We start from the raw sequence: 24,866 nt of genomic DNA on the forward strand, positions 1-24,866 counted from the left end.
AAGATCTTCTCTGCTTGCCGCCGCCTTCGTGACGATGGCAACGCTGTTACCAGTATCGTCGGCCGTCGCCGCGGCCCCTGAAAGCGGAGCCACGGCAACCCCGACGGCGACCCCGACCCAGAAACCCACGGCGACCCCGACGGCCTCGGCGACCCCGAAGCCCTCAGCGACTCCGACAGCGACCCCGACGCCTACCGGGAAGGGTCGCATCGCCTGGGCGCCCTGCGAGGAGGAGCCCAGCGCCGAGTGCGGCAAGCTGGCCGTACCGATCGACTGGTCCCGTCCGACTGGGCCCACCATCGACCTGGCCATCGCCCGCCGTAAGGCCACCGACCCCGCGGCCCGCGTCGGATCCCTGGTGATCAACCCCGGCGGTCCTGGCGGATCGGGCGTGGAGGCCGCCTACGGCGCTCCCGGCTTCTTCACCCCGGAGCTCCAGAAGCGGTTCGACATCGTCGGCTTCGACCCCCGGGGCGTCGGCCGCAGCCATCCGGTGATCTGCTCGGCATCGGTGTTCAACCAGATGCCGCACGCCGTCATGAAGAGCCAGGCCGACTTCGTCAGGTGGACCGCCTACACCAAGAAGCTGCGTGCGGATTGCCGGGCCCGGACCGGCCCCCTGTACGACCACGTCGACTCGGTCAACGTCGCGCGCGACCTGGACGCCCTCCGCGCCGCCCTCGGCGAGGAGAAGCTCACCTACTACGGGATCTCGTACGGCACGCTGATCGGCCAGATGTACGCCGAGCTGTTCCCGAACCGGATCCGGGCCATGGCCCTGGACAGCAACATGGACCACAGCCTCGGCGTCAAGGCGTTCCTCGACAGTGAGGCCGCCGCCGTCGAGGACGCCTTCGACCAGTTCGTCGGCTGGTGCGACCAGGAACCCGGTTGCGCCCTCCACGGGAAAGACGTCCGGGCGGTGTGGGAGAGGATCCTGGCCAAGGCGCGCAGCGGCCAGCTGTACTACCCGGGCGTCAAGGACCGCCCGATGACCGAGATCCAGGTCCTGTGGCAGGGCGTGCTGGGCAACGAAGGGCCTGCCTGGCAGTTGCTGAGCGAGATGCTTCGCGCTCTGGACGGCGGGGCGCCGCCCGAGTGGATCCCCCCGCTGCCCGGCCGGGGGCCTGTCTCGGGAGAGGTCGCGCACCTGCCCACCGCGATCCTCTGCCAGGACTACAAGCTACGGGTGCGCAACTACAAGGAGTACGCCGCCCTGTTGCGCAGCTCCCACCGACGGGCCCCTGACATGCGGTTCAACCCGATGCCGATCGAGGACCTGCCCGTCTGCCTCAACCACCCGACCACCAACCCGCAGCACCGGTTGCGCTACACGGGCAGCGCTCCGATCCTGCTGGGGAACTCGTTGCACGACCCGTCCACCCCGTATTCCTGGTCCGCCAACGTGGCCCGCCAGCTCGGCCCCAACGCGCGCCTGATCACCTACGAGGGCTGGGGTCACCGCATCTACGGCAAGGACGAGTGCAGCACGGTGCCGATCGACAACTACCTGATCTCGCTCACCGTGCCGCCGCCCGGCTTCCGCTGCCCCGTGGGCGGCAGAGCGGAGCTCAGGCTCAAGAAGGACCAGCGTGAGCTGTGGCCGACGGACAAGCTCCCCTGGGGCGCTCCGATCGGCACGTCCAGGACGTCCCGCTGAGCTTCGACCGGCGCTGAACCGGCTCCGCCGATGGTCACACCGTGATCGGCAGCCTCGCACCCGATGACCGGGTGCGAGGCGACACCCCGGCGGAGCCGGCCTGACGGCCCAGGGCGCAAGGGGCCACTCAGGTCGTCACGTGTTTCAGGGCCGCGACCGGGTCGTCGGCGAAGAAGCGGATCGACGTGACCTGCACGCGGCGGCCAAGAGGCCTCGTCACGATGACCTTAGTCCGAGGACCAGGTTGGCCTGGGACGACACCGCCACGATGAGGCGATCGTCCTCCACCGTGACCACACCGCTCGGGTAGTCACGCCGCATTCGCACCGAGGCGATGAGCTCGCGTGGAATGCGTACATCGAAATAGGCGCCATAGCGGAGGCGCACTTCTGCGGCGGTCACGACGTGCGGCCGCGTGACGCAGGCCGCGCCCAGCCCCAGCCCGAACACGAGGCTGTAAAGATCAGCCGCCATGACGACAGTACGCAGGCCGGTCGGCGCGCCCGAAGTGGCCATCATCAGCTCCACGGCGACCACCTGGACGACCTGGGCGAAGAGCAGTACCAGCACCAGAGACGCCTGTGCCTTCGCATACAACAGGGCGATGCCGTCCTGGGGCACACCATCACGGCCACGCCTGGCCCACAGCACGATACTGGCCAAGCACCGGCAGGTAGCGGCGCAGCTCGAACTCCGTCACCTGGCGGCGGTAGTCGCGCCACTCGGTGCCCTGCTCGGGCTCCCCCTTGTTCAGCCTCCTGCGGCACACGGCGTCGGCGCCCCTCCAAACCGCATCAGCAGCTAGGGCCTTGATCGTTCCGGGGCGTACCATGTGGACTTATGGCCTGCGGCGGTCTGCCCGAAACTCGGTTGGACGTCGATGAATTGCAACCCGCATCGATCTTCACCTGCGCAACCCCGCTTCTCGGTGGGCCGGGGCTGAGGAACGAAGTCCTGGACCTTCGATCGCCCCCAGCCACGTACGGGGGTCACCACAACCAGGCGATCGTGAGGCCTTCACGCGCGCCCAACTCAGATCACTTGGTGTCCCTGGGGGACTCGAACCGTTCGCCTACCTCTGGAGATCGACTGAGTGGCCCTGATGGGCGCGCACCCCGCCCCGTCGACCCGCCCGAAGGGGGCGGACCAGGGTTACGGATACCAAATGCAGCGCCCCACTGGACGAACGACCTGGTGTCCGTAGCCCTGGTCTGCTCGGCTTGTCCGGGTCGATGGTGGGCGGGATGATCAGGCTTCCACCTCAGCCCGCTACCGCCCCTTCGGCCACGAGTACGCCGTGGCGATCATCCCGGAGGCGGAGTGCCCCACCCAGAGGGGTTCGTTGGAAAGAAGCAGCCGGCTTCCACCCGCCCATAGCCCATGAGCAGGGCGCACACCCAGGCAGAGTCATTGGACACTGGAGCCGGCATCGACTGCCTTTTCCGGTCCTGTCCTGGCTCCACACCTACAGTCAAAGGTAGGTGAACTCACCTCCGCCACGTCTGAAGCGTCGGCTGCCTCGTCATTCACCGGCCGCCGGTCGGCTCCATCGGCTCGCGACTGCGACAGAAAGGACCTGCCCACCATGAACCACGAACCGGCTCCATCCAGCGGCCAGTCCGCAGACGACGGCGGCGCGCAGCGTGTGTCCATGTCCCCGTTCCTCAGGGACCGCCTCGACGCCGCCACCGCCACGGCCCGCGCCGAGCTGGTCAGCGCCAGCGAGAGGAGGGCCGGCCTTCTGCTGTCCTGGTCGGGCGTCGCCTACGGCGTGATGGTCACCCTCATCGTCACCGGTCCGGCCCGCTTCCCGGGAGTCGGGCGCTTCGGCGTCATCCTGGCGCTGATCCTGCTGTCGGCGGCGGTCCTGCTGATCCTGATCACCATCCGCCCGCTGTCGTCCGAACAGGGCGGGCAGAGAGTCCTCGCCTACGCCGAGGAGCCCACGCCCGAAGCCCTGATCGAGCGGATGAACGCCGAGACGAAGGACTACGAGCTGTTCCTTGCCGCCGACGCCCTTCAGATCGTCCGGGTCGCGCGCACCAAGCACCGCAATCTGCGCTGGGCCGTCAACCTGATCGTCACCGCTATCACGCTCATGACGGTCGTGGTCTTCCTGGAGCGCCTGCTCTGACACCGTCAGGACCGGTGGCTTCTCCCTCTCCAACGGCTCGCCCTCGCGCCTGAACGTCGCACAGTGCGACAACGAGGATGAGGGGCATGTGGCGAGGTCGTACTGCCCGTCGTTCATTCGCTGCGCATGGCCAGCGGGGAATTGTGACGACCAGAGAGCCGTCGGAGATCACCAATGAGCTGTGCATCTCATGGCTCGGGCCGACTGCGTGGTGATGTACCAGCGGGAAGGCCCTGATCTGCGGCTCCACGTCGTGTCGGGACCGGACCCGCACGATAAGGCTCTGTTGGTGAAGCGGTTGAGGTCAGCTGCCCTCTGCCCGGTGAGCGGCACTGTCTTTGACTCAAGGCGGAGGTGGGCGTCCCATCCTTAGCAGGATGGCGGGTGGAGACGGGCGGTCGGCAACGCCCGAAGAAAGCGTAGTCGTGGGCCCCAGATGTCTGGTGCCCACGACCCAAGCTGAGAGCATCGCCCCCCGACGTCTCACGTCTTCTTTCTGCTGCTGCTTCCCCTGGCGGTGGTGGTGGTCGGCCTGGCGGCCTTCGAGCCGCCGGCCTTGGCGTTGGTGGTGTACTGCTCCAGGACCTTCATGATCTCGGGAGTCAGCGCCTCTGCCAGCGCGGGCGCGAGAGCATCGGCCAGAGCGGAGGCCAGAACCTGTGCGAGCAGGAGCCTTTCAATAGTCGAGGCCTTCAGCATCGCGCGCGGCGCTGATGTGAGGGCTGTTTCGATCAGGGTGGCCATGGAGTCCCCGCCGCGGGCAAGAACCTTGGTGGACTGGCTCGCCTCGTTGAGGATGTCGCGAATGACGTCGTCGATCAGCGACTCCACCGGGTCATGCTCGGTCGGTTCGGCGGCTTCCTCTGACGCCATGAGTTGCTCCTCTGCGGTCGATGTGATCTGTCCCTAGCTGCCGATTCGCACGAGCCGAGGGACACCTTTTCTGCCTGCGATCGGGCGTTGCGCCACTACCGGTTCGCGAGGGCTGCGAGCAGGAGCGGGTGCTCGATGCCGCCTTCCTCTTCGCCTTCCCCGCGGCGGCGCATGAGCATGGCGAGCAGGAGCGGGTGGCTGATGCCGCTCTCTTCGCCTCCCCTGCGGCGGCGCATGAGCATGGAGAGGAGGAGGGGGTGGTCGATGCCGCTCTCCTCTTCGCCTTCCCCGCGGCGGCGCATGAGCATGGCGAGCAGGAGCGGGTGATTGATGCCGCTCTCTTCGCCTCCCCGGCGGCGGCGCATGAGCATGGAGAGGAGGAGGGGGTGGTCGATGCCGCCTTCCTCTTCGCCTTCCCCGCGGCGGCGCATGAGCATGGCGAGCAGGAGCGGGTGGTCGATGCCGCTCTCTTCGCCTCCCCTGCGGCGGCGCATGAGCATGGAGAGGAGGAGGGGGTGGTCGATACCGCCTTCCTCTTCGCCTTCCCCGCGGCGGCGCATGAGCATGGCGAGCAGGAGCGGGTGGTCGATACCGCTCTCTTCGCCTCCCCTGCGGCGGCGCATGAGCGCGGCGAGGAGGAGGGGGTGGTCGATGCCGCCTTCCTCGCCTTGTTCGCGGCGAGCGGCCAGCGCGGCGAGAAGCAGGGCCTCCAGGGATCGCCCTTCGCCCTCGGTCGACTCCGTACGCTGAGCCTCTGCGGTAGCGGTCATGGGATTTCCTTTCAAGCGCCGGTATAAGCACACCAGGTTTGTGAGGGGGATGCATCGTCCCGATACCCGAGGCCTATGAAATCTATTCACAAAGAAACATCCAAGAAAACCTGGTTTATGTCGCAACGAGCCTTTCGCCCTCTTCCTGGCTGCGGCCACGCCAGGCCCGACATCTACCGGCTCCGATCCAGCGATGATCTCGGTCTATTCATCACAGCTGGCAGACAGAGAGGCGTCCGGCCGCTCACCCCTCGCGAGCTGCGACGATAGGCAGCAAGAAGCGCAATGATGACCGCTTCTTTCCCCCTTTGCGGGTCGACGTCATGCGCCCAGATCGAATTCTCAATAATCACCGAAGCCAAGGGCTTGGCATTGAAATTTATTGATACGCCTCCGTGAATGTTGAGCTCGCATATTTCGTGGTTCAACGATCACGGCAGGTGTGATTCGAGATCAATGGCGGCTTGCTCGGCGTGCGCTGTCGGGATCGTTGAAGGGGAGCCGTTCCTTCCCATCCGAAGCGAAAGCGGGAGCGCAAGCGAGTTCGGCCGGCGGGGGATCATGCCTTGCGCCGCCCGAGTGGCGGGCGCGCGCGAGAACGGCCCCCAGGCCGCACGCGCAGCGTGCGGCCCGCAAGCTCGGGCCGCGTGGCGGCGCTTGCGCCGCCCTTGATCTTCGTCCGGGGAACGGGTCTCGCGGTGCACAGGGGCTCGTTCAACTACATCTGGCGCGGAGCGATCGAAACCGCGGGGATCGTGCCGCCCACTCCCCCAGGAACCCGGCGGAAGCCGTACCGGGAGCACGGCTGTCACAAGCTCCGTCACACCGCAGCGTCGGCATGGCTGGCCGCCGGCGTCGACATCGTGACTGTGGCCGAGTATCTCGGGCACAGCGACCCACCTCATGCCCAGCGCGACAGAGCGCGCTCGGCGGGCAATGGACGCCTTCTTCAACGGCGGCGCGAGTGCTCTGGATATGCCCTGATCATGATGAGAACTGCAAGATGCCCTGCCGCTGAACCACTCCGGATCACAACGGGGTTTTCAGCAGCAGGGCATTTTTCCTGTTCACAGCACGGGCAGGTAGCGGCCCAGCTCGAACTCCGTGACCTGGCGGCGGTAGTCGCGCCACTCGGTGCGCTTGTTGCGCAGGAAGTAGTCGAAGACGTGCTCGCCCAGCGTCTCGGCGACCAGCTCGCTCTGCTCCATCACCGAGATGGCCTCGTCGAGCGACTGCGGCAGCGGCTGGATGCCGAGGGCGCGCCGTTCGGCGCTGGTCAGCGCCCAGACGTTGTCCTCGGCGGGAGCAGGAAGCTCGTAGCCCTCCTCGATGCCCTTCAGGCCGGCCGCCAGCACCAGCGCGAACGCCAGGTAGGGGTTGCAGGCCGAGTCGAGCGAGCGGAACTCGATGCGGGTGGAGCCGCCCTTGTGCGGCTTGTACATCGGCACGCGTACCAGCGCCGAACGGTTGTTGTGCCCCCAGCAGATGTAGGAGGGCGCCTCGCCGCCCATCCCCGCGATGGCCTCGGCGCCGCCCCAGAGGCGCTTGTAGGAGTTGACCCACTGGTTGGTGACCGCGGTGATCTCGGCGGCGTGCTTGAGCAGGCCCGCGATGAACGACCGGCCGATCTTGGACAGCTGGTAGTCGGCGCCGGCCTCGTAGAAGGCGTTGCGGTCGCCCTCGAACAGCGACATGTGGGTGTGCATGCCTGAGCCGGGGTGCTCGGTGAACGGCTTGGGCATGAAGGAGGCCCAGATGCCCTGCTCCAGCGCGACCTCCTTCATGACCAGGCGGAAGGTCATGATGTTGTCGGCGGTGGTGAGCGCGTCGGCGTAGCGCAGGTCGATCTCCTGCTGGCCTGGGGCGCCCTCGTGGTGGCTGAACTCCACCGAGATGCCCATCGACTCCAGCATCATGATCGCCTGGCGGCGGAAGTCGTGGCCCGCGCTGTGCGGGGTGTGGTCGAAGTAGCCGCCCGAGTCGATCGGCTCCGGCCTGGGCCCGCCCGCCTCGGGCCGGTTCTTCAGCAGGAAGAACTCGATCTCGGGGTGGGTGTAGAAGGTGAAGCCCATGTCGGCGCACTTGGCGAGGGCGCGCTTGAGCACCCACCGGGGGTCGGCGTGGGACGGCGAGCCGTCCGGCATGAGGATGTCGCAGAAGATGCGCGCCGCGCCCGGGCTCTCGCTGCGCCACGGCAGGATCTGGAAGGTGCCAGGATCGGGCTTGGCGAGCATGTCGCTCTCGTAGACGCGCGCGAAGCCCTCGATCGCCGAGCCGTCGAACCCGATGCCCTCGGAGAAGGCGCCTTCCAGCTCGGCGGGCGCGATGGCGACGGACTTGAGAAAGCCGAGCACGTCAGTGAACCAGAGCCGGATGAACCGGATGTCGCGCTCCTCGAGTGTGCGGAGAACGAACTCCTGCTGACGGTCCAAGGCGTCCCCTTGACTGAAAAGACATGTCTGGTCCTCTACAGTCTGCCTGTTTCGTGTTTCACGCACGTTACGGAACGTCGCACGCCGTACAAGCGCGTGCCTCGCTGACAAACGGCTCCCCGCCCTCCTAGGGTGATCACGCACTGCATCTCGGGGGAGTCAGGAATGAGCGCTGAACTGCGCAAACACAAGCTCGATCGAGCTTTCACGCATATCGACGTCAACAGCAGAGGGCAAATCGAGCGCGACGACCTGCTGGGCCTGGGCGCGCGCATGCTGGTGGGGTTCGGGGAGTCGCCCACGTCGGTCACCGGCGACCGTGTCGTGCGGGGCCTCGACGACATCTGGTCGACGCTGTCGGCAGAGCTCGGCAGGGACAACGACGCGTGGATCTCCAACCCCGAGTTCCACGCGGGCATGACCGCCGCCTTCATCGAGGGTGACCGGTTCGACCCGGTCTTCAGGCCGGCCGCGACGGCGGTGGCCGAGCTGTGCGACGGCGACGGAGACGGCAGGATCGCGGCGCCGGAGTTCCGTGTGCTGCTCAGCGCGTTCGGCACCGCCTACGACGACGTGGACGAGGCCTTCGACCGGCTCGACCGCGACCGCGACGGCACGCTGGCCGTGCAGGAGCTCGTCGAGGCCGCCAGGCAGTACTACACCGGCGACGACCCCCACGCCGCCGGCAACTGGCTGTTCGGGCCGCTGTAGTGCTGACCATGACGCCCGCGAGCGTGCTGACGCCGCTCATCTCGCGGGTTCCCGCGCTGGCCGCGCCGTGCCGGATGCACCGCTCGGTCCACGCGATCGAGGCGGCGGTCATCGACTGGACCAGGCGGACGGGGCTGCACGTCGACCGCAGGTCGGCCTGTCACCGCCTTGCCGCGCGCGCCTTCGCCGAGTTCGACGCGAGGGCGGCGGCGCTGTTCGCGCAGTGGCTGACCTGGTTGTTCCACCTGGACGACCTGGTGGACGAGGCGGGCCAGCCGTACCCGAGGCTCTTCGAGGGCACCGGGGCGCACCCGCTGGAGGCGGCGTTCACCGACCTGTGGCGGGCCACGAGCGCGACCATGAGCGACGACTGGCGGCTGCGGTTCGCGACGAACCTGCAGCGGCAGGCGGACGCGTGCCGGGCGCAGGCGGACAACAGGGTCAGTGGCAGGGTGCCGACCGTCGAGGAGTACCCCGCGCTGCGCAGGGGCACGGCGGGCCCCTTCCTGTACGACCTGGTGGAGCCCTGTCTGAGGGTGGAGGTGCCGCCGGAGCTGGCCGCGGCGGAGCCGTGGCAGGCGCTCGTGGAGGCCTGCGCCGACGTGGCGGCCTGGTGCAACGACCTGGCCTCGCTGCCGAAGGAGCGGGGCGACGCACACAACTTCGTGGTGGTCGTGACGCACGAGCTGGACCTGGGCGAGCCGGAGGCGGTCGACTGGGTGCTCGACCGGATCGCCGGCCGGTGCGCCGACATGCGGGCGGCGGCCAGGCGGCTGCCGCTGGACGAGCTGCCCGCCAGGACCGCCAGGGACGTCAGCAAGGTGGCGTGCGCCTACCTGACCGCGCCGAGGGCGCACCTGGACTGGGTCACCGAGAGCGAACGGTACACTTGACATCTCCCCGCCATGAATGACGGGGTTCTCCCGCCTCGCGGCGGGATGGTTACTGCTGCTTCTACGCCGCTCGCGCGGCGCAGGTTTCGGGCGGGGCCAGGGTCGGGATTGCCTCGCCTGGTCTTACCTGCCCTTCACAGTCGTTTCGGGTGTCCGCCAGCCCGGCGGCCACGTCGTGCAGGGACCGCAGGCGGATGCCTTCGGCGAGGATGTTGAGCGCGGCGGCGATGTCGCGGTCGTGGTGTTCGCCACACGATTGGCAGTCCCACTCACGGACATCCAGAGCGAGTTTCCCGATCTTCCAGCCGCAGCACGGGCACAGCTGGGAGGACGAATACCAGCGGTCGATGGTGACGTACTCGCGGCCGTAACGGACTGCTTTGCCCTCCAGCAGCCGTAGGAAGGCGCCCCAGGAGGCGTCGTTGACGCTCTTGGCGAGCATGCCCCGCGCCAGGCCCAGCACGGCCAGCCCTTCGACCACTACCGTTTGGTTCTCGCGGAGCAGTGTGGTGCTGGTTTGGTGCAGGAAGTCTCGGCGGGCGTCGGCGACTTTGGCGTGCTGACCGGCGAGCTTGATCCGGGCCTTGGCCCGGTTGGCGCTCCCCTTCTTCTTACGCGACAGGGCCCGCTGGAGTTTCTTGAGCTTGCGTTCCCTGCGGCGCAACCACCTCGGATTCGCGATCTTCACGCCATCCGACGTCACCGCGTAATGGGTCAGACCGAGATCGATCCCGGCCTCGCCGTCGGCTTGCGGGAGCTGGTGGGCGTCGTCGTCGAGCTCGACGACGAAGGAGGCGAAGTATCTGCCCGCCGCGTCCTTGACGACCGTCACGCTGGACGGCGGAACGGGCAGCTCGCGCGACCACCGGACCTCGATCTCGCCGATCTTCGCAAGATACAAGGCGCCGCCGGGGCGCACTTTGAAGGCGTTGGTGTTGAACCGGGCCGACTGCCGGTGATCGTGGCGGGACTTGAAGACGGGCAGGCCCATCTTCGGGCCTTTCCGCCTGCCCGACACCGAGTCGAAGAAGTTCTTGTACGCCACGTCGAGGTCTCGCAACGACTGCTGCAACGGCACCGGGGACACCTGACCGAGCCATTCCCGCTCGGCGGTCCGCTTCGCGGCGGTGATGCAGATCTTCTGCAACTCCGTGCCGCTGATCTGCGTCCGGTCGGCCTTCCACGCGGTTTTGCGCCGCGCGAGCGCGTCGTTCCACACCGCGCGCACGCATCCGAACGTCCGGGCCAGCAACTCCCGCTGGGGCGCATCCGGGTAGAGCCGGTAGTTGTAGCGCAGCTTCACCGAACACCACCCCCTCGCGACACCGACGCCCCACAGGCTCGAACACACTATCTACTGGCCTGTGGCACTGTCAGACGAATAGCGGAACGGCAGCATGTGGCTTCCGCGATGCATGCCCATCTGGTCTCTTTGACCACATACCGGCGGAACGTGTCCGACGACGAGACGCAGCGCCGCTGCGAAGAAATCATGATCGAGGTCTGCGACCGGTCGAGGCCGAACTGCGCGAGTCCAACGGCGAACACGACCAGGTCCAGCTCTTGGTCCCCTACCCGGCAAAGGTCGCGGGAAGGCCGCGGGGCGCCGTACGGGTGCAGATCGTCGACAGCTGCCCGACCTGCGGCCCTGGTCAGCTGGACCTGAGCACGGCGGCCTTCTCCAGGATCGCCGCCCCGCGCTCGGGTGTGGCGAAAGTGGCCTACCGCTCGGTGCGCGACCCCGAGCTGGGGCGGGGGCTGGCTTTCCGGGTACGGCAGGGCTCGTCGGCCGCCTGGCTGGCGCTCCAGGTGCTCGACCACGGCAACCGGCTGCGCGGGGTCGAGCTGCGCGACGGCGACAGCAGCGCACCCGCCCCCACGCCGCCGACCGCCGAGCACGTCAGCCACCGCTGCTGACCTCCACGCCGCCATCCCGGTTGGGTCAGGCGGCGCCGACGGCCAGCGCGTCGCCCATGGCCGTACGCCGGTAGACGACCTGTTTGCCCAGCCGGTTGCCCACCGTGAGCCCGCCCGCCGACAGCACGCCCAGGTGCTGGCTGACCGCGCCGGGGCTGAGCGACATCCGCCTGGCCAGCGCCGACGTCGTGGCGGGCTCGGCGAGCGCGGTGAGGATCTGCGCCCTGCTGCGGCCGATGAGGGCGGCCAGCGCGCCGGGCGCGGGCGCGGGCCCCTGCTCCCACAGCGTCCCCACCCCCTGCACCGGGTAGATGAGCATCGACTGGTAGGGGGCGCTCATCACCGCCACGCTCGGCCAGTAGAACGCCGACGGCAGCAGCACGAGCCCCTCGCCGTGCAGCCCGGTGTCCAAGGGGCACAGGGGCTGGTCGACGAGCAGGTGCTCGCCCGTCCACCTGATGGACGGGTCGAGCCCGGCGAACAGCTGGCGGGCCCCGCCGGAGGCCAGCTCGCGGGAGCGGCGCATGACGTCCCTTTCGAGCAGGCCGTACACGCGTGGCCAGTACTCGGCGAAACACGCCTCCCAGTAGGCCTCCAGCGCGTCGGCCACGCGGGCGATCCCTGCCGCCGGGTCGGACCTGAACCGTTCGATGACCGCGGGGTCGGAGCCGACCACGTCGCCCGCCTCCTCGGCCGCGCGTTCGGGCGGCGTCATCCTGATCCGCGCGATCTCGGTGGCGAACTCGGGCAACGGCGTGTCGGGCGGAGGGGTGAGGAAGTCGGCGAGGTAACCGCTCGGCGGCACCAGTGCGAGCAGCTCGCCCAGGTCGAGCTCGGGCAGGCGCGGGCGCACCGCCTTGATCCACGGCAGGTGGACCGACTGCCGGGCGGGGTCGCGCAGCGTGCGGAGGCTGGCCACCAGCTCCCACACGGGCGAGAAGGCGAACCTGATGCGGGCCACGTCTTCGGGCTTGAGCGTCCACATGACGGACATCCTTTTAGTCTGCCCTAAATGGTTCGCGGTGCGGACGAAACCCGGACAATGTATCCGCGTGACTACCACAAGCATGGAAAAGCCGTCATTTCTCAAGTCGAAGATCGGCGGGTTGCCGCGCCCGTTCTGGGCGCTGTGGAGCGGCACCCTGGTCAACCGGCTGGGCACCATGGTCATGCCGTTCACCGGCGTGTACCTGACGCAGGCGCGCGGCCTGTCGCTGGCGGCGGCGGGCATGGTGATGGCGGTGTTCGGCGCGGGTCAGCTGGTCTCGCAGCTGATCGCCGGATCGCTGACCGACCGGATCGGTCGCAGGGCGACGCTGTCCGGCAGCATGCTGGCCACGGCGGTGGCGATGCTGGCGCTCGGCTACAGCACGACGCTGCCGGCGATCCTGGTCGCGATGTTCGTGCTCGGCCTGGTGATCGACGCCTACCGGCCCGCCTCCAGCGCGCTGGTCGCCGACCTGATCGCGCCCGCCGAGCGGCCCAGGGCGTACGGCCTGCTGTTCTGGGCCATCAACCTCGGCTACGCGGTCGGCATGACGGCGGGCGGCTGGCTGGCCCAGTCGGGATTCCTGTGGCTGTTCTGGTTCGACGCCGTCAGCTGCGTGGTCTTCGCGGTGCTGGTGTGGCGGGCGGTCCCCGAGACCAGGCCAGAGCCCGAGGCCGGGGCGCCTGGCGGCGGGCTGCGGGTGGTGCTGCGCGACTGGCTGATGGTCGCCTTCACCGTCGTCGTGCTCGGTAACGCGCTCGTCTACTCCCAGACCTTCACCACCCTGCCCGTGGCCATGAAGCTCGCCGGGCTGAGCACCGCCGAGTTCGGTGTCGCGATGGCGGCCAACGGCGTGCTCATCGTGGTGCTGCAGCCGCTGGTGTCCGGCTGGCTCGGCCGCAGGGACCCGGTCAGGAGCTTCGCGCTCGGCGTCGGCGTCATGGGCGTCGGCTTCGCGCTGACCGCCTTCGTCACCTCGACCGCCGCGCTCGTGGCCACCGTCGTGGTGTGGACGCTCGGCGAGATCGTCACGGCGGGCATCGCGGCCGCGATCGTCGCCTCGCTGGCCCCCGCCCACCTGCGCGGCGCCTACGCGGGCCTGTTCGGCTTCGCGTGGGCGCTGGCGGGCATGGTGGCGCCGCTGATGACGCCGCTGCTGAAGATCAGCCCGTCGGCGCTGTGGTTCACGGTCGGCGTCATCGGCCTGATCACCGCGGCGGGCGGCGTGGCGCTGGCCCCCGCGATCAGGCGCAGGGCGGCGTCGAACGAGACCTGACTTCACTACGCTTACGCGTGCCATGGTGACATTCAGCGCACTCGGACCGTTTCAGGTCCTTCTCGACGGGCTTCCCCTCGACCTCGGCGGCCAGCGCCAGATGGCGGTACTGGCCAGACTGGTGGTGGCGGGGGGCCGCGCCGTACCCGTGACCACGCTCATCGACGAGCTGTGGCCAGGACAGCCGCCCGCCCAGGCCCTGTCCACCATCCAGGGGTACGTCTCCCGACTGCGCCGCGCCCTCGAACCGAACCGGGCGCCGCGCTCCGAGGCCGAGGTGCTGGTGTCGGCACCTCCCGGATACGCGTTGCGGGCCTCGGCCGAGCAGGTGGACTGCTGGCACTTCGAGCGGCTCGTGCGGATGGAGGGGCCCGCCCAGCAGGTGTGGGCCTCGATGGAGGAGGCGCTGGGGCTGTGGCGGGGGCCCGCGCTGGCCGAGTTCGCGGACCTGACGTGGGCCTCGACCGAGGGCGGGCGGCTGGAGGAGCTGCGGCTCGTCGCCCTCGAACGGCGGGCCGACGCGGGGCTGAGCCTGGGACGGTCGGCCGCGCTCGTGCCGGACCTGGAGGCGCACGCCGGCGCCCATCCGCTCAGGGAGGAGGGGTGGCGGCTGCTGGCCACAGCCCTCTACCGCAGCGGCCGGCAGGGTGACGCGCTCGCCACTCTCAGGCGGGCGCGCGGGATCTGGCGTGACGAGCTGGGCCTGGATCCTTCGGCCGTGCTGCAGCGGCTGGAGGCGGACATGCTCGCCCAGTCCCCCCACCTGGACGCCGCCCCCGAGAAGCCACCGGCGAGCGGCTCCCCCGGGGCGGCCGGTTCCGAGGCCGGGCAGGAGGCGGCGCGGGCGGCGGGGCTGCGGGTCGTGGTCGCCGACGACCAGGCGCTCGTCAGGACGGGGCTGCGCGTCGTGATCGACACCGAGCCCGGCCTGGAGCTGGCAGGCGAGGCCGCCGACGGCGAGCAGGCCATCGCCGTCGTCAGGGAAACCCGCCCCGACCTGGTCCTGCTGGACATCCAGATGCCGAGGCTCGACGGTCTGACCGCCGCGCGCAGGATCCTGGCCGACCGCAACCCGCCCAAGGTGATCATGATGACCACCTTCGGCACCGACGAGAACCTCTACGCCGCCCTCCGCGCGGGAGTCAGCGGTTTCGTGCTGAAGACCTCGCCGCCCGAGCAGCTCGTCGCCGCCATGCGCGCGGCCGCTGCCGGTGACGCGCTGATCGACCCGTCCCTGACGACGAGGATCATCTCCGCCTTCGCGGGCAGGACCGATCCCGCCGCTCCCCCGGCCCTGGCCGGGCTCCCCGACCGGCAGCTCGACGTGCTCAAGCTGATCGCCCGCGGCCTGACCAACCGCCAGATCGCGCACACGCTCGCCGTCCCCGACCGGCAGGTGGCGGGCGCCGTGAGTGAGCTGCTCGATCATCTGGGCCTGTTCGACAGGGCGCAGCTGGTAGTCGCCGCCTACGAGTCGGGTCTGGTCACGCCCGGGAGGTGACACCTCACTTATCGTCGTTTTGACGATAAAAAAACCGGGGTACTAGGCTGGGGCCGTGGCTCAATTGCGCATCGCCCTGGCTCAGACAAACCCGGTCGTCGGCGACCTGACCGCCAATGCCGACGCGCTGGTCCGATGGACGCGTGAGGCCGCCGACCGCGGCGCTCACCTCGTCCTTTTCACCGAGATGTTCCTGACCGGCTATCCGGTCGAGGACCTCGTCCTGCGCACGTCCTTCGTCGACGCCAGCGTCAGGACGCTCGAGGACGTCGCGGTCCGGCTGGCCGAGGAGGGTCTCGGCGACCTGCCCGTCGTGGTCGGCTACGTCGACAGGGCGGGGCTCGCACCCCGCGTCGGCCAGCCGAAGGGCGCGCCGCTGGACGCCGCCGCGCTGCTCCACCAGGGCAGGGTCGTCACCCGTACGGCCAAGCACCACCTGCCCAACTACGGCGTCTTCGACGAGTACCGCTACTTCGTGCGCGGCGACCGACTGCCGATCTTCCGCCTGCACGGGGTCGACGTGGCCATCGCGGTCTGCGAGGACCTGTGGCAGCAGGGCGGTCCCGTCGCCGTCGTCGGCGAGGCGGGCGCGGGCCTGCTCGTGGTGCCGAACGCCTCGCCGTACGAGCGGGAGAAGGACGACGTCCGCCTGGAGCTCGTGGCGCGCAGGGCGCGCGAGGCGGGGTGCGCGCTCGCCTACGCCAACCAGGTCGGCGGCCAGGACGAGCTGGTCTTCGACGGCGACTCGATCGTGGTGGACGCCTCGGGCGAGCTGGTGGCGCGGGCCGGGCAGTTCCGCGAGGAGCTGCTGGTCGTCGACCTCGACGACCTGCCGGTCTCCGACGCCGAGCCCGGCGTCTTCCCCTACGGCGCCGGCGACGGATCGACGATCACGGTGGAGCGGCTGGTGCTGTCGGCCGAGCCGGTCGCGCCGTACGCCAGGCAGGTGCCCGAGGTGGCGCCCAGGCTCGACGACACCGGCGAGGTCTACCAGGCGCTGGTCCTCGCGGTGCGCGACTACGTCGCCAAGAACGGCTTCCGCTCGGTGATCCTGGGCCTGTCAGGCGGCATCGACTCGGCGCTGACGGCCGCCATCGCCTCCGACGCGATCGGGCCCGAGCGGGTCCACGTGGTGATGATGCCCTCGCGCTACTCCTCCGAGCACTCTCTCGGCGACGCCGAGGAGCTGGTGCGCAGGCAGGGGATCAACGGCCGGATCGTGCCGATCGCCGACATCGTCACCGCGTTCGAGAAGGAGATCGACCTGTCGGGTCTGGCCGCGGAGAATCTGCAGGCCAGGGTGCGCGGCATGATCCTCATGGGGCTGTCGAACGAGCACGGCCACCTGGTGCTGACCACCGGCAACAAGAGCGAGCTCGCGACGGGCTACTCCACGCTGTACGGCGACTCCGCGGGCGGGTTCGCGCCGATCAAGGACGTGCCGAAGACGATGGTGTGGGCGCTGTCCAGGTGGCGCAACGAGCACACCGACCCGTCGTTCCTCATGGACGTCGAGCGGCCGATCCCGGAGAACTCCATCACCAAGGAGCCCAGCGCCGAGCTGCGGCCCGACCAGCGCGACACCGACTCGCTGCCGCCGTACGAGGTGCTCGACCGGCTGCTGGACGACTACGTCGAGAAGGACATGGGCTCGGCCGAGCTCATCGCGGCGGGGCATGATCCCGCGCTGGTGACCAGGATCATCAGGCTGGTCGACCTCGCCGAGTACAAGCGCAGGCAGTACCCGCCCGGCCCGAAGATCACGCCGAAGAACTTCGGCAGGGACCGCAGGCTACCGATCACCAACAGGTGGCGGGAGACGACGGCCTAGGTAGGAGCGCAGCAGCTGTTTGGTCTCCTCGACCAGCTCGGGGTCGTCGTGGTGGGCGCGCAGCAGGGCGTCGGCCGCCTCGACGGCCACCAGGATCGGGTTGACCCCGACGCCGAGCAGGCCGGCGAGGGTTCGCGCGACCTCGCGGTTGTCGCCGAAGTCCAGAACGGCGAAGCCGGGGACGGTGGCCTTCATGTCGAGGTACTCGTCCACGACGGCGTCGATGACCGGGTCCCACTGGCGGGCCCCGGCCAGCTTCGGCTCGATGCGGGCGACGAAGTGCTCCAGGTTGCGCCTGGTCAGCGCGTCGGCCAGCGAGCGCTTGTCGCTGAAGAAGCGGTAGATGGAGCCGATCGGCATCCCGGTGCGGGCGGCCACCGTCCTGGTGCTCAGGGCGTCGTAGCCGCCCTCGTCCAGCAGCGCGGCCGCCGCGTCGAGCATCCGGTCGACCTTCTCCGCGCTGCGCCGCTGGACGGGGATGCGTCTCATGCCGCAAAGAGTAGGGTCAGCCCGCCGATGGTGTAGCAGACCATGAGCACGAACAGCGGGATCTGCCCGGCGACCGCCCTGGCCGGTTCGAGCAGCCGCACCGACCTGTCGTGGGCGGCGACCACGCCGAGGACGTGGCCGATCACGATGGCCAGCACCTGCACGGTGGCGATGGCGCCCGCGCTGACGACGTCGGCGTTCACCTCGGTGTCCAGGCCCAGGGCGAGGATGATCGCGCGCTGACCCTCGATCATGAACAGCGAGAAGTAGTGCGCGACCAGGTAGCCGACCGCGATCGGCACCAGCGAGTGGGCGAAGCGGGGGGTCAGCCCGCGGGCGCCGCCGATCAGGCCCGCCGCCCACAGGCAGGCGGTGTACAGCAGCGCCACTCCCCCGACGGCCGTGAACAGGCCGACCGTGCCGAGGCCGGTCCTGCCGAGCGGGCTGGTCTGCAACGCCTCGACCCAGAAGGGCGCGCCCGCGAAGCCGTCGTATCCGGTGCTGCCCAGCAGCACGCACACGGTCGCGACGAGTCCGGGCGCCGGGGCGATCGCGTCGAGGCCGTTGAAGGGGCTGCGCAGGACGAGCGTCCCGTCGGCCCTCCTGCCCAGCGGCGACAGGTGGCCGACGAGCGTGGACAGGACCTCGAAGGGGTCGCCCCTGTCGAGCCAGGCGTGGCCGTACCGCAGGGTTCCCGCGGCGGTGGCCGTGCCGTACAGGAGGAGGAAGACCAGCAGCGTCGCGCTCGCGGCAGGCTCGGGCGCGACCAGCTCCATCCAGGTGAAGGCGGTCAGCCCCGCCGCGGCGGGCCAGTAGCCGACCCGCTCCGGCAGCGGGCGGTGCGGCCGGTCGGGCAGCAGCCGGAACGGGTTGGCCAGCCGCCACACCGGCCCGAACAGCAGCGACGCGGGCACCAGCCCCACCCAGAAGACCACATAGATCAGGTACGGCGCGGCGTTGTCCTTGGCGGGCCCGAGGACCAGCCAGCCCAGCGTGTAGAGCGCCATGAGCGCGGTGACGACACGTAGCGTCCTGACGGGCGGACGCCAGGACAGCGCCCTGCCCGCCCGGTCGCCGCTGAAGCGGGAGTCCGCCCAGAGCAGGCCCAGCGCCAGGAACGACACGACCAGCGCCGCGAACGCCCCCGCGTAGGCGTAGAAGAGCGGGATCGGCAGGTCGCTGCGGCTGCCGATCCCATGCGCGAGCACGCCCGTCACGTGACCGCCAACTGGATGAGCACCAGCTCGCTCTCGTGCGTCTCGACCTCGAACACGCCGGTCATGTCCGCCTTGAAGCTGATGACGGCAGGCTTGCCCGGCTGGAGCTCCTGGCCCAGGTCGAACCCGTGCACGTGCAGCTCGTCGGCGACGTCGCTGGTCACGGTCAGGGTCACGGTCTGGCCGCGCTTCACCTCCAGCCAGCCGGACGGCGGCGTCACCTTCCCGCCCGCGATCGTGATCTGCGCGTGCGGGTCACCTGGAGCGGGCGCCACCGTCGCCACCTCGTGTCCGGTGCCCGGCCGGTGGTGCGTGTCGGGCAGCGATCCGCATCCGGCGGCCAGCGCCAGCGCGACCAGCCCCAGAATCAGCGCCGCCATCCGTCTCATGCGGCCACCTCCGCCGCCTTGGCCGTACGGCGGGGCGCCACGGCCACCACCGCGCACAGCACCCACACGCCGGTGAGCAGCCCGCGGATCCAGCCGGGACCGATCGGCAGGATCGGCAGCATCCACACCGCCTTGTCGAAGGCGTCGACCAGGTGCAGCACGCCGAGCACGACGCCCAACCAGCCGAAGGCACCGCGCATGATCAGCCCCGACCCGAGCAGCCAGACGCCGGTCAGCGTGAGCGCGGCGGCGGGCAGCACGGAGTAGCCGTCCAGCGCCCCGAACACGTCGAGCGTCAGCCCCGCCAGACCGACGAGCGTGAGCGGCAGCGCCCACCGCGAGCGCAGGCGACGCCGCCACAGCAGGACGGCCATCAGCCCGAGCACGAGCGAGCCGCCCAGCGCGAGCTGCACCTCCACCCTGGCCAGGCCGCTGGAGCCGAACCACCAGCACCCGCCGGGCAGGCGGCGGTCGCCGATGCTGTAGTCGTTGCACAGGTACATCTGCACGAGCTTGACCGGCTCGGCCACCACTCTGGCGGGACCGCTGCCGCCGCCGCAGGCAGGCAGCACCGCCGGGCTGCTGACGCGCACGCCGTCCCAGCAGTTGCCGCTGCCCTGGCCGTCCCAGTAGACGTCGGCGCCGTTGGCCCGCTTCTCCCCCGTCGGGGAGACGCCCAGGTGGTTGCCCGTGTAGAGGTTGTGGTGGGAGGTGTCGAACTGCTTGTCCCACGCTTCCTCGCCCCTGATGAAGGCGGGCACCGCCAGCAGGTTGAAGGCGGCGTTGTCGTGGCCCCAGATCCAGTTGTTCTTGAAGACGTTCCAGTTGCCGCCGCCGGTGATGATGCCGCTTCCCGGTGGCAGGCCGATCTGCGGGCAGACCACGCCCTTCTCGTAACCGCGCTCGGCGGGCGGCTTGGCGCAGGTGCCGTCCCTGACGTACTCGTAGTAGGTGGCGTTGTTGTCGTAGATCTTGTTGTTCTCGAACCTGGCGTGGTTCTGCGGCAGGCCGGGGTGTCCGGGGAAGGCGCTGTCCATCGTGGCGCCCGCGAGGTTGCCCCAGAACTCGCTGTCGTGGACGTAGACGGAGTCGCCCGCCGTACCCGAGTAGCCGACCATGTTGTGGTGGCTCTTGCAGCGCCTGATCTCGATGGAGTAGCGCGGCACCTCATGGCCCCGGCCGTCGTTGATGTTGGAGGCGCTGCCGGGGTAGAGGCCCGAGTCGCCGTTGCCGTACGACTCGCAGTCGGTGTAGAGGCCGTGGTCGCTGGCGAAGGTCAGGAAGCCGTACTCGTCGTTCCACCTGGTCAGCATCTTGTCGATGACGAAGCCGTCGGTGGCCAGGATGTAGAGGGAGTTGAAGGTGGTGCGCTGGGCGGTGAAGTTCCTGAAGTAGACGCCGTCGGTCATGTCGGCGCGGATGGCGTTGAGCTTGCGGTACTGCGCGTCGATGATCACGTCGAGGGGGCCCGCGCCGGTGCCCTCGATCTGCAGGTCCTTCTTGCCGAGGATGGCGACCAGGTTCTGGTTGTGCGGGCACTGCACCTGCTGCTCGTAGGAGAGGATCTGGTAGCCCCAGCTCGACAAGCGGGCGTCGAGCTTGGCGCAGGCTCCCTCGGGCTGCGGCTGGCCCGGCTCCTCCAGGTAGAGGCCGGGGAGGATGGCGATGTTCATGCCAGGCCGGTCGACGCGGTCGACGGCTTCCTGGAGGTGCCTGACGCCCTCCTTCTGACAGCGGGCGAAGAGGGCGAGGTTCCGCTGCTTCAGATCATCCGGAAATTTCGCGATTCGCCGCTCGAAGTCCGATTTATCCGTCTTGCAGACCAGGAGGTCGGGCTCCCCCGTCCGGTAGACGGGGACGCTCCCCGAGCCGTCCGGCAGCTTCACCTCCCGCTCCTCGTGGGCAAGTGCGGCGCCGGCAGGTAGGAGCAGGGCGAGGACTACGCCTAAGAGCGTCAGCGTCCTTCGGGCGATGAGGGGCATGGCGGCGAGACTAGAACATTGCTCACGTTCTGCCTAGAGCCTTCTTCGGTGACCCAACGCGGAACCAACACCCCGCGCGTACGGTGACCTGGCATGTCGTTCGCCGAGGTGCAGTTCAGGATCCTGGGCCCGCTCGAGGTCCTGGTCGGCGGCCTGCCCGTGCACGTGGGCGGCCCGAAGCCGCAGGCCGCGCTGGCCGCCCTCCTGCTCGGTCTCGGCCGCGTGGTGTCCGTGGACCGGCTGGTCGACGTGGTGTGGGGCGAGGAGCCGCCCGACTCGGCCCGCTCCCAGGTGGCCATCGCGATCTCCAGGCTGCGCAGGGTGCTGCGGGAGGCGGGCGCCGATCCCCACGTGATCGAGACGGTCGGGGCGGGCTATCGGGTACGGCCTGCCGTACCGCTGGACGCGGCGGAGGCGAAGCGGGGGATCGACGCGGCCAGGGAGGCGGCGGCTGCGGGACGGCGGCGGGAGGCGGTCCTCGGCATGCGCGGGGCGCTGGCGCTGTGGCGCGGGCCGACGCTGGTCGGGATGAGCAGGCGGGTTCAGGGCGTGGGCTTGTGGGACGAGCTGCGCCTGGCCGTCACCGAGGAGTGCGTGGAGCTGGAGCTGGGTCTGGGCGGGCACGGCGAGCTGGTGGCGAGCGTGGCCGCGTTCGTGTCCGAGCACCCGTTGCGGGAGCGCTCCCGTGCGCAGCTCATGCTCGCCCTCTATCGGACGGGGCGCAGAGCCGAGGCGCTGGAGACCTACCGGCAGGGCCGCGACCTGCTCGACGTCGAGCTCGGCCTCGAACCGGGGCCCGAGCTGCGGTGGATGGAGCGGGCCGTCCTGGCCGACGATCCCGCGCTCCTCCTGGGTGCGCCGGACCTTGGTGCGCCCGGACTGGATGCGCCCGATCTCGGGGTGCCCGGTCTCGGGGTGCCCGCCGAGTGTCCGGCGGAACTGCCCAGGGGGGCGGCGTCGGGGTTCGTCGGCCGCGCGGCCGAGCTCAGGTACGTGCACAAGCTGGCCGGAGAGGACCTGCCGATCGCCGCGATCAGTGGCCGGGCGGGGGTGGGAAAGTCGGCGCTGGCGGTGGAGGCGGCACGGCGGCTGGCGGGCCGGTTCGGCGACGGCCAGCTCTACGTCGACCTGCGCGGCTCGACGTCCGCCCCGCTGGAGCCCGGTGAGGTCCTCGGCCGGTTCCTGCGCTCGCTCGGCAGGCCCGACGTGCCTGCCGAGGTGGATGAGGCGGCCGGCAGGTTCAGGTCGCTGACGGCGCGCAGGAGGATCCTGGTGCTGCTCGACGACGCGGCGGGAGCGGCGCAGGTGCTGCCGCTGCTGCCCGCCGGAGCCGGGTGCATGGTCGTCGTCACCTCACGGCGTCCGCTCACCCTGCTGGACGGCGCGGCGCACGTGCGGCTGGAGCCCATGGCGGAGGACGAGGCGATCAGCCTGCTGGAGAGCGCCGTCGGCGACTCCCGCGCCGCCGCCGAGCCCGCTGTCGCGCGAGAGCTCGTACGGCGGTGCGGCGGGCTGCCGCTCGCCGTACGCCTGGTGGCCGCCAGGGCGGCGGACCACCCCCGCTGGCCGCTGTCACGGCTGCTCGACAGCACCCCGAGAGCAGATGCCCTGCACTCGGCGTAGCCCGCTCGACGAAACGCGGCGGGCCTCAGCCCGCCATGCCTCTCAGCAGGTTGTCGACGATGCGGGCGGGCAGGTCGGCGGGCAGGTCGCCGTCGTCCTTGGCCCGCTTGATGTGCCACATCATCGTGCCGGCCAGCGCGCCGTTCGCCAGCCGCGGCTCCAGGTCGGCCCGCAGCTCGCCGGTCCTGATGCCGCGTTCGAGCACGTCCGTCATCGCCGCCGTGCGCGGCTCGACGGCCTGCTTCATGAACTTGGCGAACAGCTCCGGGTGGCGGTCGGACTCGCTCATCGCGATGTTCATCACGCAGCGCGTGCGCGACTGACCCGACTCGCGCATCATCGTGTCGAGCAGGGCGACCAGGTCGTCGCGCACCGAGACCCCCGCCAGCGGGGGGATCGGCGCCTTCAGCGAGGCGAGCGCGTCGGCGACCAGGTCCTCCTTGTTGGACCAGCGCCGGTAGATGGTCGTCTTGCCGACCCCGGCCCGCGAAGCGATCGCCTCGATGGACAGCTCGGAGATCCCCATCCCCTCGCCGATCAGATCGAGCGTCGCCTCGATGATCGCCTTCTCGGCCTTCTCGCTGCGCGGACGGCCCGCGGGGCGCGCCGTGCCGGTCTCTGTCGTCGTCATCGCCGTCTCAGACTACCGCTGGTTCCTTCTGTTCGACCTTGACGACGGCGGGCGCCTTGCCCGGCATCCAGATCGCCACGACGACCACGCCGACCAGGGCGATGACCGCGGAGACCAGGGCCGTGAGGTGCATGCCGTCGAGGAAGGCGTCGAAGGCGGGGTTCAGGATGGCGGGGTTGCCCTGCGCCACGCCGACGGTGGCCATGATGGACTCGCCGGCCGCGTGCCGTACGTCCTCGGGCAGGTGGGCGAGGGCGGGGGCGATCTCGCCGCGGTAGGCCGACGACAGCACCGAGCCGAGGACGGCCACGCCCAGCGCGCCCGCCACCTGGCGGACGGTGTTGCTCATGGCCGAGCCGACGCCCGCCTTCTCCCTCGGCAGCGACTCCATGATCGCGGTGGTCGCGGGCGGCATGATGTTGGCCATCGCCGCGCCCTGGACGAAGAAGACGGTCTCCATCAGCCAGATCGGGGTGTTCCTGTCGAACAACGCGTAAGCGGCCAGGGCGGCCGTGACCACGATCATGCTGGCCGTGGAGGCAGCCTTCGCGCCGAAGCGCTGGTTGACCCGCTGGCTGAGCGGGGCGAAGATCAGCTGCGCGGCGGCGAACGGGATCATCAGCGCGCCCGCCTCGATGGGGCTGTAGCCCTTGACGATCTGGATGTAGAACGTCAGGAAGAACATCCCGCCCATCATCGCGAAGAAGACGATGCCCATCATGGCGATGGCCGAGGTGAAGCGGACGTTGCCGAAGTTGCGCACGTCGAAGGCGGGGTGGTCGATGCGCCGCTCCCACCAGACGAACGCGGCCAGGACGAGCACGCCGAAGACGGTCGGGAGCAGGACCTCCGCGCTGGCGACGGTGGCGAGCTCGCCCATGCGGATGATGCCGTAGACGACGGCCACCAGACCGATGATGGACAGCACCACGCCGACGGGGTCGAGCCTGGACGGCTTGGGGTCACGCGACTCGGGGACGACGGTGGCGATGAGCACCATGCTGATCAGCACGATCGGCACGTTGATCAGGAAGACCGAGCCCCACCAGAAGTGCTCGATCAGGAAGCCACCGGTGATCGGGCCGATCGCCACCGCCAGCCCGACGCCACCGGCCCAGATGCCGATGGCCTTGCCGCGCTCCTGAGGCGGGAAGACGTTGGAGATGATCGCCAGGGTGGCCGGCATGATCGCCGCACCGCCGATGCCCATCGCGGCGCGGGCCAGGATGAGCTGCATCGGATCCTGGGAGTAGGCGCTGGCCAGCGAGGCCAGGCCGAACAGCAGCATGCCGATGAACAACATCCTCTTGCGGCCGGTACGGTCACCGATCACGCCGAAGGTGAACAGCAGGCCGGCGAAGACGAGCGTGTAGGAGTTGATCGCCCATTCCAGCTCGCTCTGCGTCGCCCCCAGACCCTCGACGGGGTCGGCGATGGTCTTCATCGCGACGTTGAGGATCGTGTTGTCGAGCACGACCGCCAGCAGGCTGAAGACGAGGACGCCGAGGATCGCCCATCGCCGGGGGTGGCCTGTCTGTGGTTCCATCAG

At 69.7% G+C, this 24,866-nt stretch carries 22 protein-coding genes and 1 pseudogene; 11 read left to right on the forward strand and 12 right to left on the reverse strand.

What is annotated here, in order from left to right:
* The first annotated feature begins 34 nt into the window (after positions 1-34).
* Positions 35-1,660, forward strand: a complete 1,626-nt coding sequence (locus tag ACFXJ8_RS04450) for an alpha/beta fold hydrolase (protein ID WP_379642378.1) — start codon at positions 35-37, stop codon at positions 1,658-1,660.
* Positions 1,661-1,876: 216 nt separating this feature from the next.
* Here ACFXJ8_RS04450 and ACFXJ8_RS04455 read toward each other — a convergent pair whose 3' ends face one another.
* A complete protein-coding gene (locus ACFXJ8_RS04455; protein WP_379642379.1) occupies positions 1,877-2,323 on the reverse strand; it encodes a hypothetical protein in 447 nt (148 codons plus the stop codon).
* On the reverse strand, positions 2,286-2,429 hold the full coding sequence (locus ACFXJ8_RS04460) for a hypothetical protein (RefSeq protein WP_379642380.1): 144 nt from the start codon (positions 2,427-2,429) through the stop codon (positions 2,286-2,288). Before ACFXJ8_RS04460 ends, ACFXJ8_RS04455 begins: the two co-directional genes overlap by 38 nt.
* A gap of 882 nt (positions 2,430-3,311) precedes the next feature.
* Here ACFXJ8_RS04460 and ACFXJ8_RS04465 point away from each other — a divergent pair.
* Entirely contained in the window at positions 3,312-3,794 is a 483-nt protein-coding gene (locus tag ACFXJ8_RS04465) for a Pycsar system effector family protein (RefSeq protein ID WP_379642381.1), read from the forward strand.
* Positions 3,795-4,277: 483 nt separating this feature from the next.
* Here ACFXJ8_RS04465 and ACFXJ8_RS04470 read toward each other — a convergent pair whose 3' ends face one another.
* The gene (locus ACFXJ8_RS04470) at positions 4,278-4,625 is read right to left on the reverse strand and encodes a hypothetical protein (protein ID WP_379642382.1); all 348 of its coding nucleotides are present in this window, start codon (positions 4,623-4,625) and stop codon (positions 4,278-4,280) included.
* Positions 4,626-4,795: 170 nt separating this feature from the next.
* On the opposite strand from ACFXJ8_RS04470, the gene ACFXJ8_RS04475 reads away from it, so the two are divergent.
* Both ACFXJ8_RS04475 and ACFXJ8_RS04480 read left to right on the forward strand, forming a co-directional pair.
* Positions 4,796-5,464, forward strand: a complete 669-nt coding sequence (locus tag ACFXJ8_RS04475) for a hypothetical protein (protein WP_379642383.1) — start codon at positions 4,796-4,798, stop codon at positions 5,462-5,464.
* 620 nt (positions 5,465-6,084) lie between these two features.
* A pseudogene (locus ACFXJ8_RS04480) lies at positions 6,085-6,336 on the forward strand (tyrosine-type recombinase/integrase); the annotation flags it as partial.
* A gap of 168 nt (positions 6,337-6,504) precedes the next feature.
* On the opposite strand, the gene glnA reads toward ACFXJ8_RS04480, so the two are convergent.
* Complete coding sequence (gene glnA, locus ACFXJ8_RS04485; protein ID WP_379642384.1) at positions 6,505-7,869, reverse strand: type I glutamate--ammonia ligase; 1,365 nt, start codon at positions 7,867-7,869, stop codon at positions 6,505-6,507.
* A gap of 165 nt (positions 7,870-8,034) precedes the next feature.
* On the opposite strand from glnA, the gene ACFXJ8_RS04490 reads away from it, so the two are divergent.
* Together ACFXJ8_RS04490 and ACFXJ8_RS04495 are read left to right on the forward strand one after the other, a co-directional pair.
* Complete coding sequence (locus ACFXJ8_RS04490) at positions 8,035-8,580, forward strand: EF-hand domain-containing protein (protein ID WP_379642385.1); 546 nt, start codon at positions 8,035-8,037, stop codon at positions 8,578-8,580.
* A gap of 8 nt (positions 8,581-8,588) precedes the next feature.
* On the forward strand, positions 8,589-9,473 hold the full coding sequence (locus ACFXJ8_RS04495; protein WP_379642386.1) for a terpene synthase family protein: 885 nt from the start codon (positions 8,589-8,591) through the stop codon (positions 9,471-9,473).
* Positions 9,474-9,534: 61 nt separating this feature from the next.
* Here ACFXJ8_RS04495 and ACFXJ8_RS04500 read toward each other — a convergent pair whose 3' ends face one another.
* Positions 9,535-10,776 carry an RNA-guided endonuclease InsQ/TnpB family protein gene (locus tag ACFXJ8_RS04500; protein ID WP_379642387.1) on the reverse strand — a complete coding sequence of 414 codons (1,242 nt, stop codon included), beginning with the start codon at positions 10,774-10,776 and terminating at the stop codon, positions 9,535-9,537.
* Positions 10,777-11,036: 260 nt separating this feature from the next.
* Here ACFXJ8_RS04500 and ACFXJ8_RS04505 point away from each other — a divergent pair, with 260 nt between their 5' ends.
* Complete coding sequence (locus tag ACFXJ8_RS04505) at positions 11,037-11,390, forward strand: RlpA-like double-psi beta-barrel domain-containing protein (protein ID WP_379642388.1); 354 nt, start codon at positions 11,037-11,039, stop codon at positions 11,388-11,390.
* Positions 11,391-11,415: 25 nt separating this feature from the next.
* Here ACFXJ8_RS04505 and ACFXJ8_RS04510 read toward each other — a convergent pair whose 3' ends face one another.
* On the reverse strand, positions 11,416-12,384 hold the full coding sequence (locus tag ACFXJ8_RS04510; protein WP_379642389.1) for a DUF5937 family protein: 969 nt from the start codon (positions 12,382-12,384) through the stop codon (positions 11,416-11,418).
* A gap of 58 nt (positions 12,385-12,442) precedes the next feature.
* Between ACFXJ8_RS04510 and ACFXJ8_RS04515 the strand changes: the two genes are divergently transcribed.
* The 3 genes from ACFXJ8_RS04515 to ACFXJ8_RS04525 are packed head-to-tail and all read left to right on the forward strand — an operon-like array spanning position 12,443 to position 16,986.
* Positions 12,443-13,654: an MDR family MFS transporter gene (locus ACFXJ8_RS04515; protein ID WP_379642390.1), complete on the forward strand. Its 1,212-nt coding sequence runs from the start codon at positions 12,443-12,445 to the stop codon at positions 13,652-13,654.
* Positions 13,655-13,676: 22 nt separating this feature from the next.
* On the forward strand, positions 13,677-15,155 hold the full coding sequence (locus ACFXJ8_RS04520) for a BTAD domain-containing putative transcriptional regulator (RefSeq protein ID WP_379642391.1): 1,479 nt from the start codon (positions 13,677-13,679) through the stop codon (positions 15,153-15,155).
* A 55-nt stretch (positions 15,156-15,210) separates the two neighbouring features.
* A complete protein-coding gene (locus ACFXJ8_RS04525; RefSeq protein WP_379642392.1) occupies positions 15,211-16,986 on the forward strand; it encodes an NAD+ synthase in 1,776 nt (591 codons plus the stop codon).
* On the opposite strand, the gene ACFXJ8_RS04530 is transcribed toward ACFXJ8_RS04525, so the two are convergent.
* From ACFXJ8_RS04530 to ACFXJ8_RS04545, 4 genes are read right to left on the reverse strand one after another with little or no spacing between them, the layout of a single operon-like run.
* Positions 16,948-17,475, reverse strand: coding sequence for a TetR/AcrR family transcriptional regulator (locus ACFXJ8_RS04530; RefSeq protein WP_379642393.1), 528 nt, complete (start codon positions 17,473-17,475; stop codon positions 16,948-16,950). The genes ACFXJ8_RS04525 and ACFXJ8_RS04530 overlap by 39 nt on opposite strands.
* Positions 17,472-18,683, reverse strand: a complete 1,212-nt coding sequence (locus tag ACFXJ8_RS04535) for a hypothetical protein (protein ID WP_379642394.1) — start codon at positions 18,681-18,683, stop codon at positions 17,472-17,474. The genes ACFXJ8_RS04530 and ACFXJ8_RS04535 overlap by 4 nt, the downstream gene beginning before the upstream one ends.
* Positions 18,684-18,688: 5 nt before the next feature.
* Positions 18,689-19,081, reverse strand: a complete 393-nt coding sequence (locus ACFXJ8_RS04540; protein ID WP_379642395.1) for a hypothetical protein — start codon at positions 19,079-19,081, stop codon at positions 18,689-18,691.
* On the reverse strand, positions 19,078-21,063 hold the full coding sequence (locus ACFXJ8_RS04545) for a hypothetical protein (RefSeq protein ID WP_379642396.1): 1,986 nt from the start codon (positions 21,061-21,063) through the stop codon (positions 19,078-19,080). Before ACFXJ8_RS04545 ends, ACFXJ8_RS04540 begins: the two co-directional genes overlap by 4 nt.
* A 93-nt stretch (positions 21,064-21,156) precedes the next feature.
* On the opposite strand from ACFXJ8_RS04545, the gene ACFXJ8_RS04550 reads away from it, so the two are divergent.
* Entirely contained in the window at positions 21,157-22,686 is a 1,530-nt protein-coding gene (locus ACFXJ8_RS04550; RefSeq protein WP_379642397.1) for a BTAD domain-containing putative transcriptional regulator, read from the forward strand.
* 25 nt (positions 22,687-22,711) lie between these two features.
* Here the strand turns inward: ACFXJ8_RS04550 and ACFXJ8_RS04555 are convergent, their stop codons facing one another.
* Together ACFXJ8_RS04555 and ACFXJ8_RS04560 are read right to left on the reverse strand one after the other, a co-directional pair.
* Positions 22,712-23,317, reverse strand: a complete 606-nt coding sequence (locus tag ACFXJ8_RS04555; RefSeq protein ID WP_379642398.1) for a TetR/AcrR family transcriptional regulator — start codon at positions 23,315-23,317, stop codon at positions 22,712-22,714.
* Positions 23,318-23,324: 7 nt separating this feature from the next.
* The gene (locus ACFXJ8_RS04560) at positions 23,325-24,863 is read right to left on the reverse strand and encodes an MFS transporter (RefSeq protein ID WP_379642399.1); all 1,539 of its coding nucleotides are present in this window, start codon (positions 24,861-24,863) and stop codon (positions 23,325-23,327) included.
* Positions 24,864-24,866 lie beyond the last annotated feature (3 nt).

The organism is Nonomuraea sp. NPDC059194, assembly GCF_042754765.1.
Lineage (GTDB): Bacteria > Actinomycetota > Actinomycetes > Streptosporangiales > Streptosporangiaceae > Nonomuraea.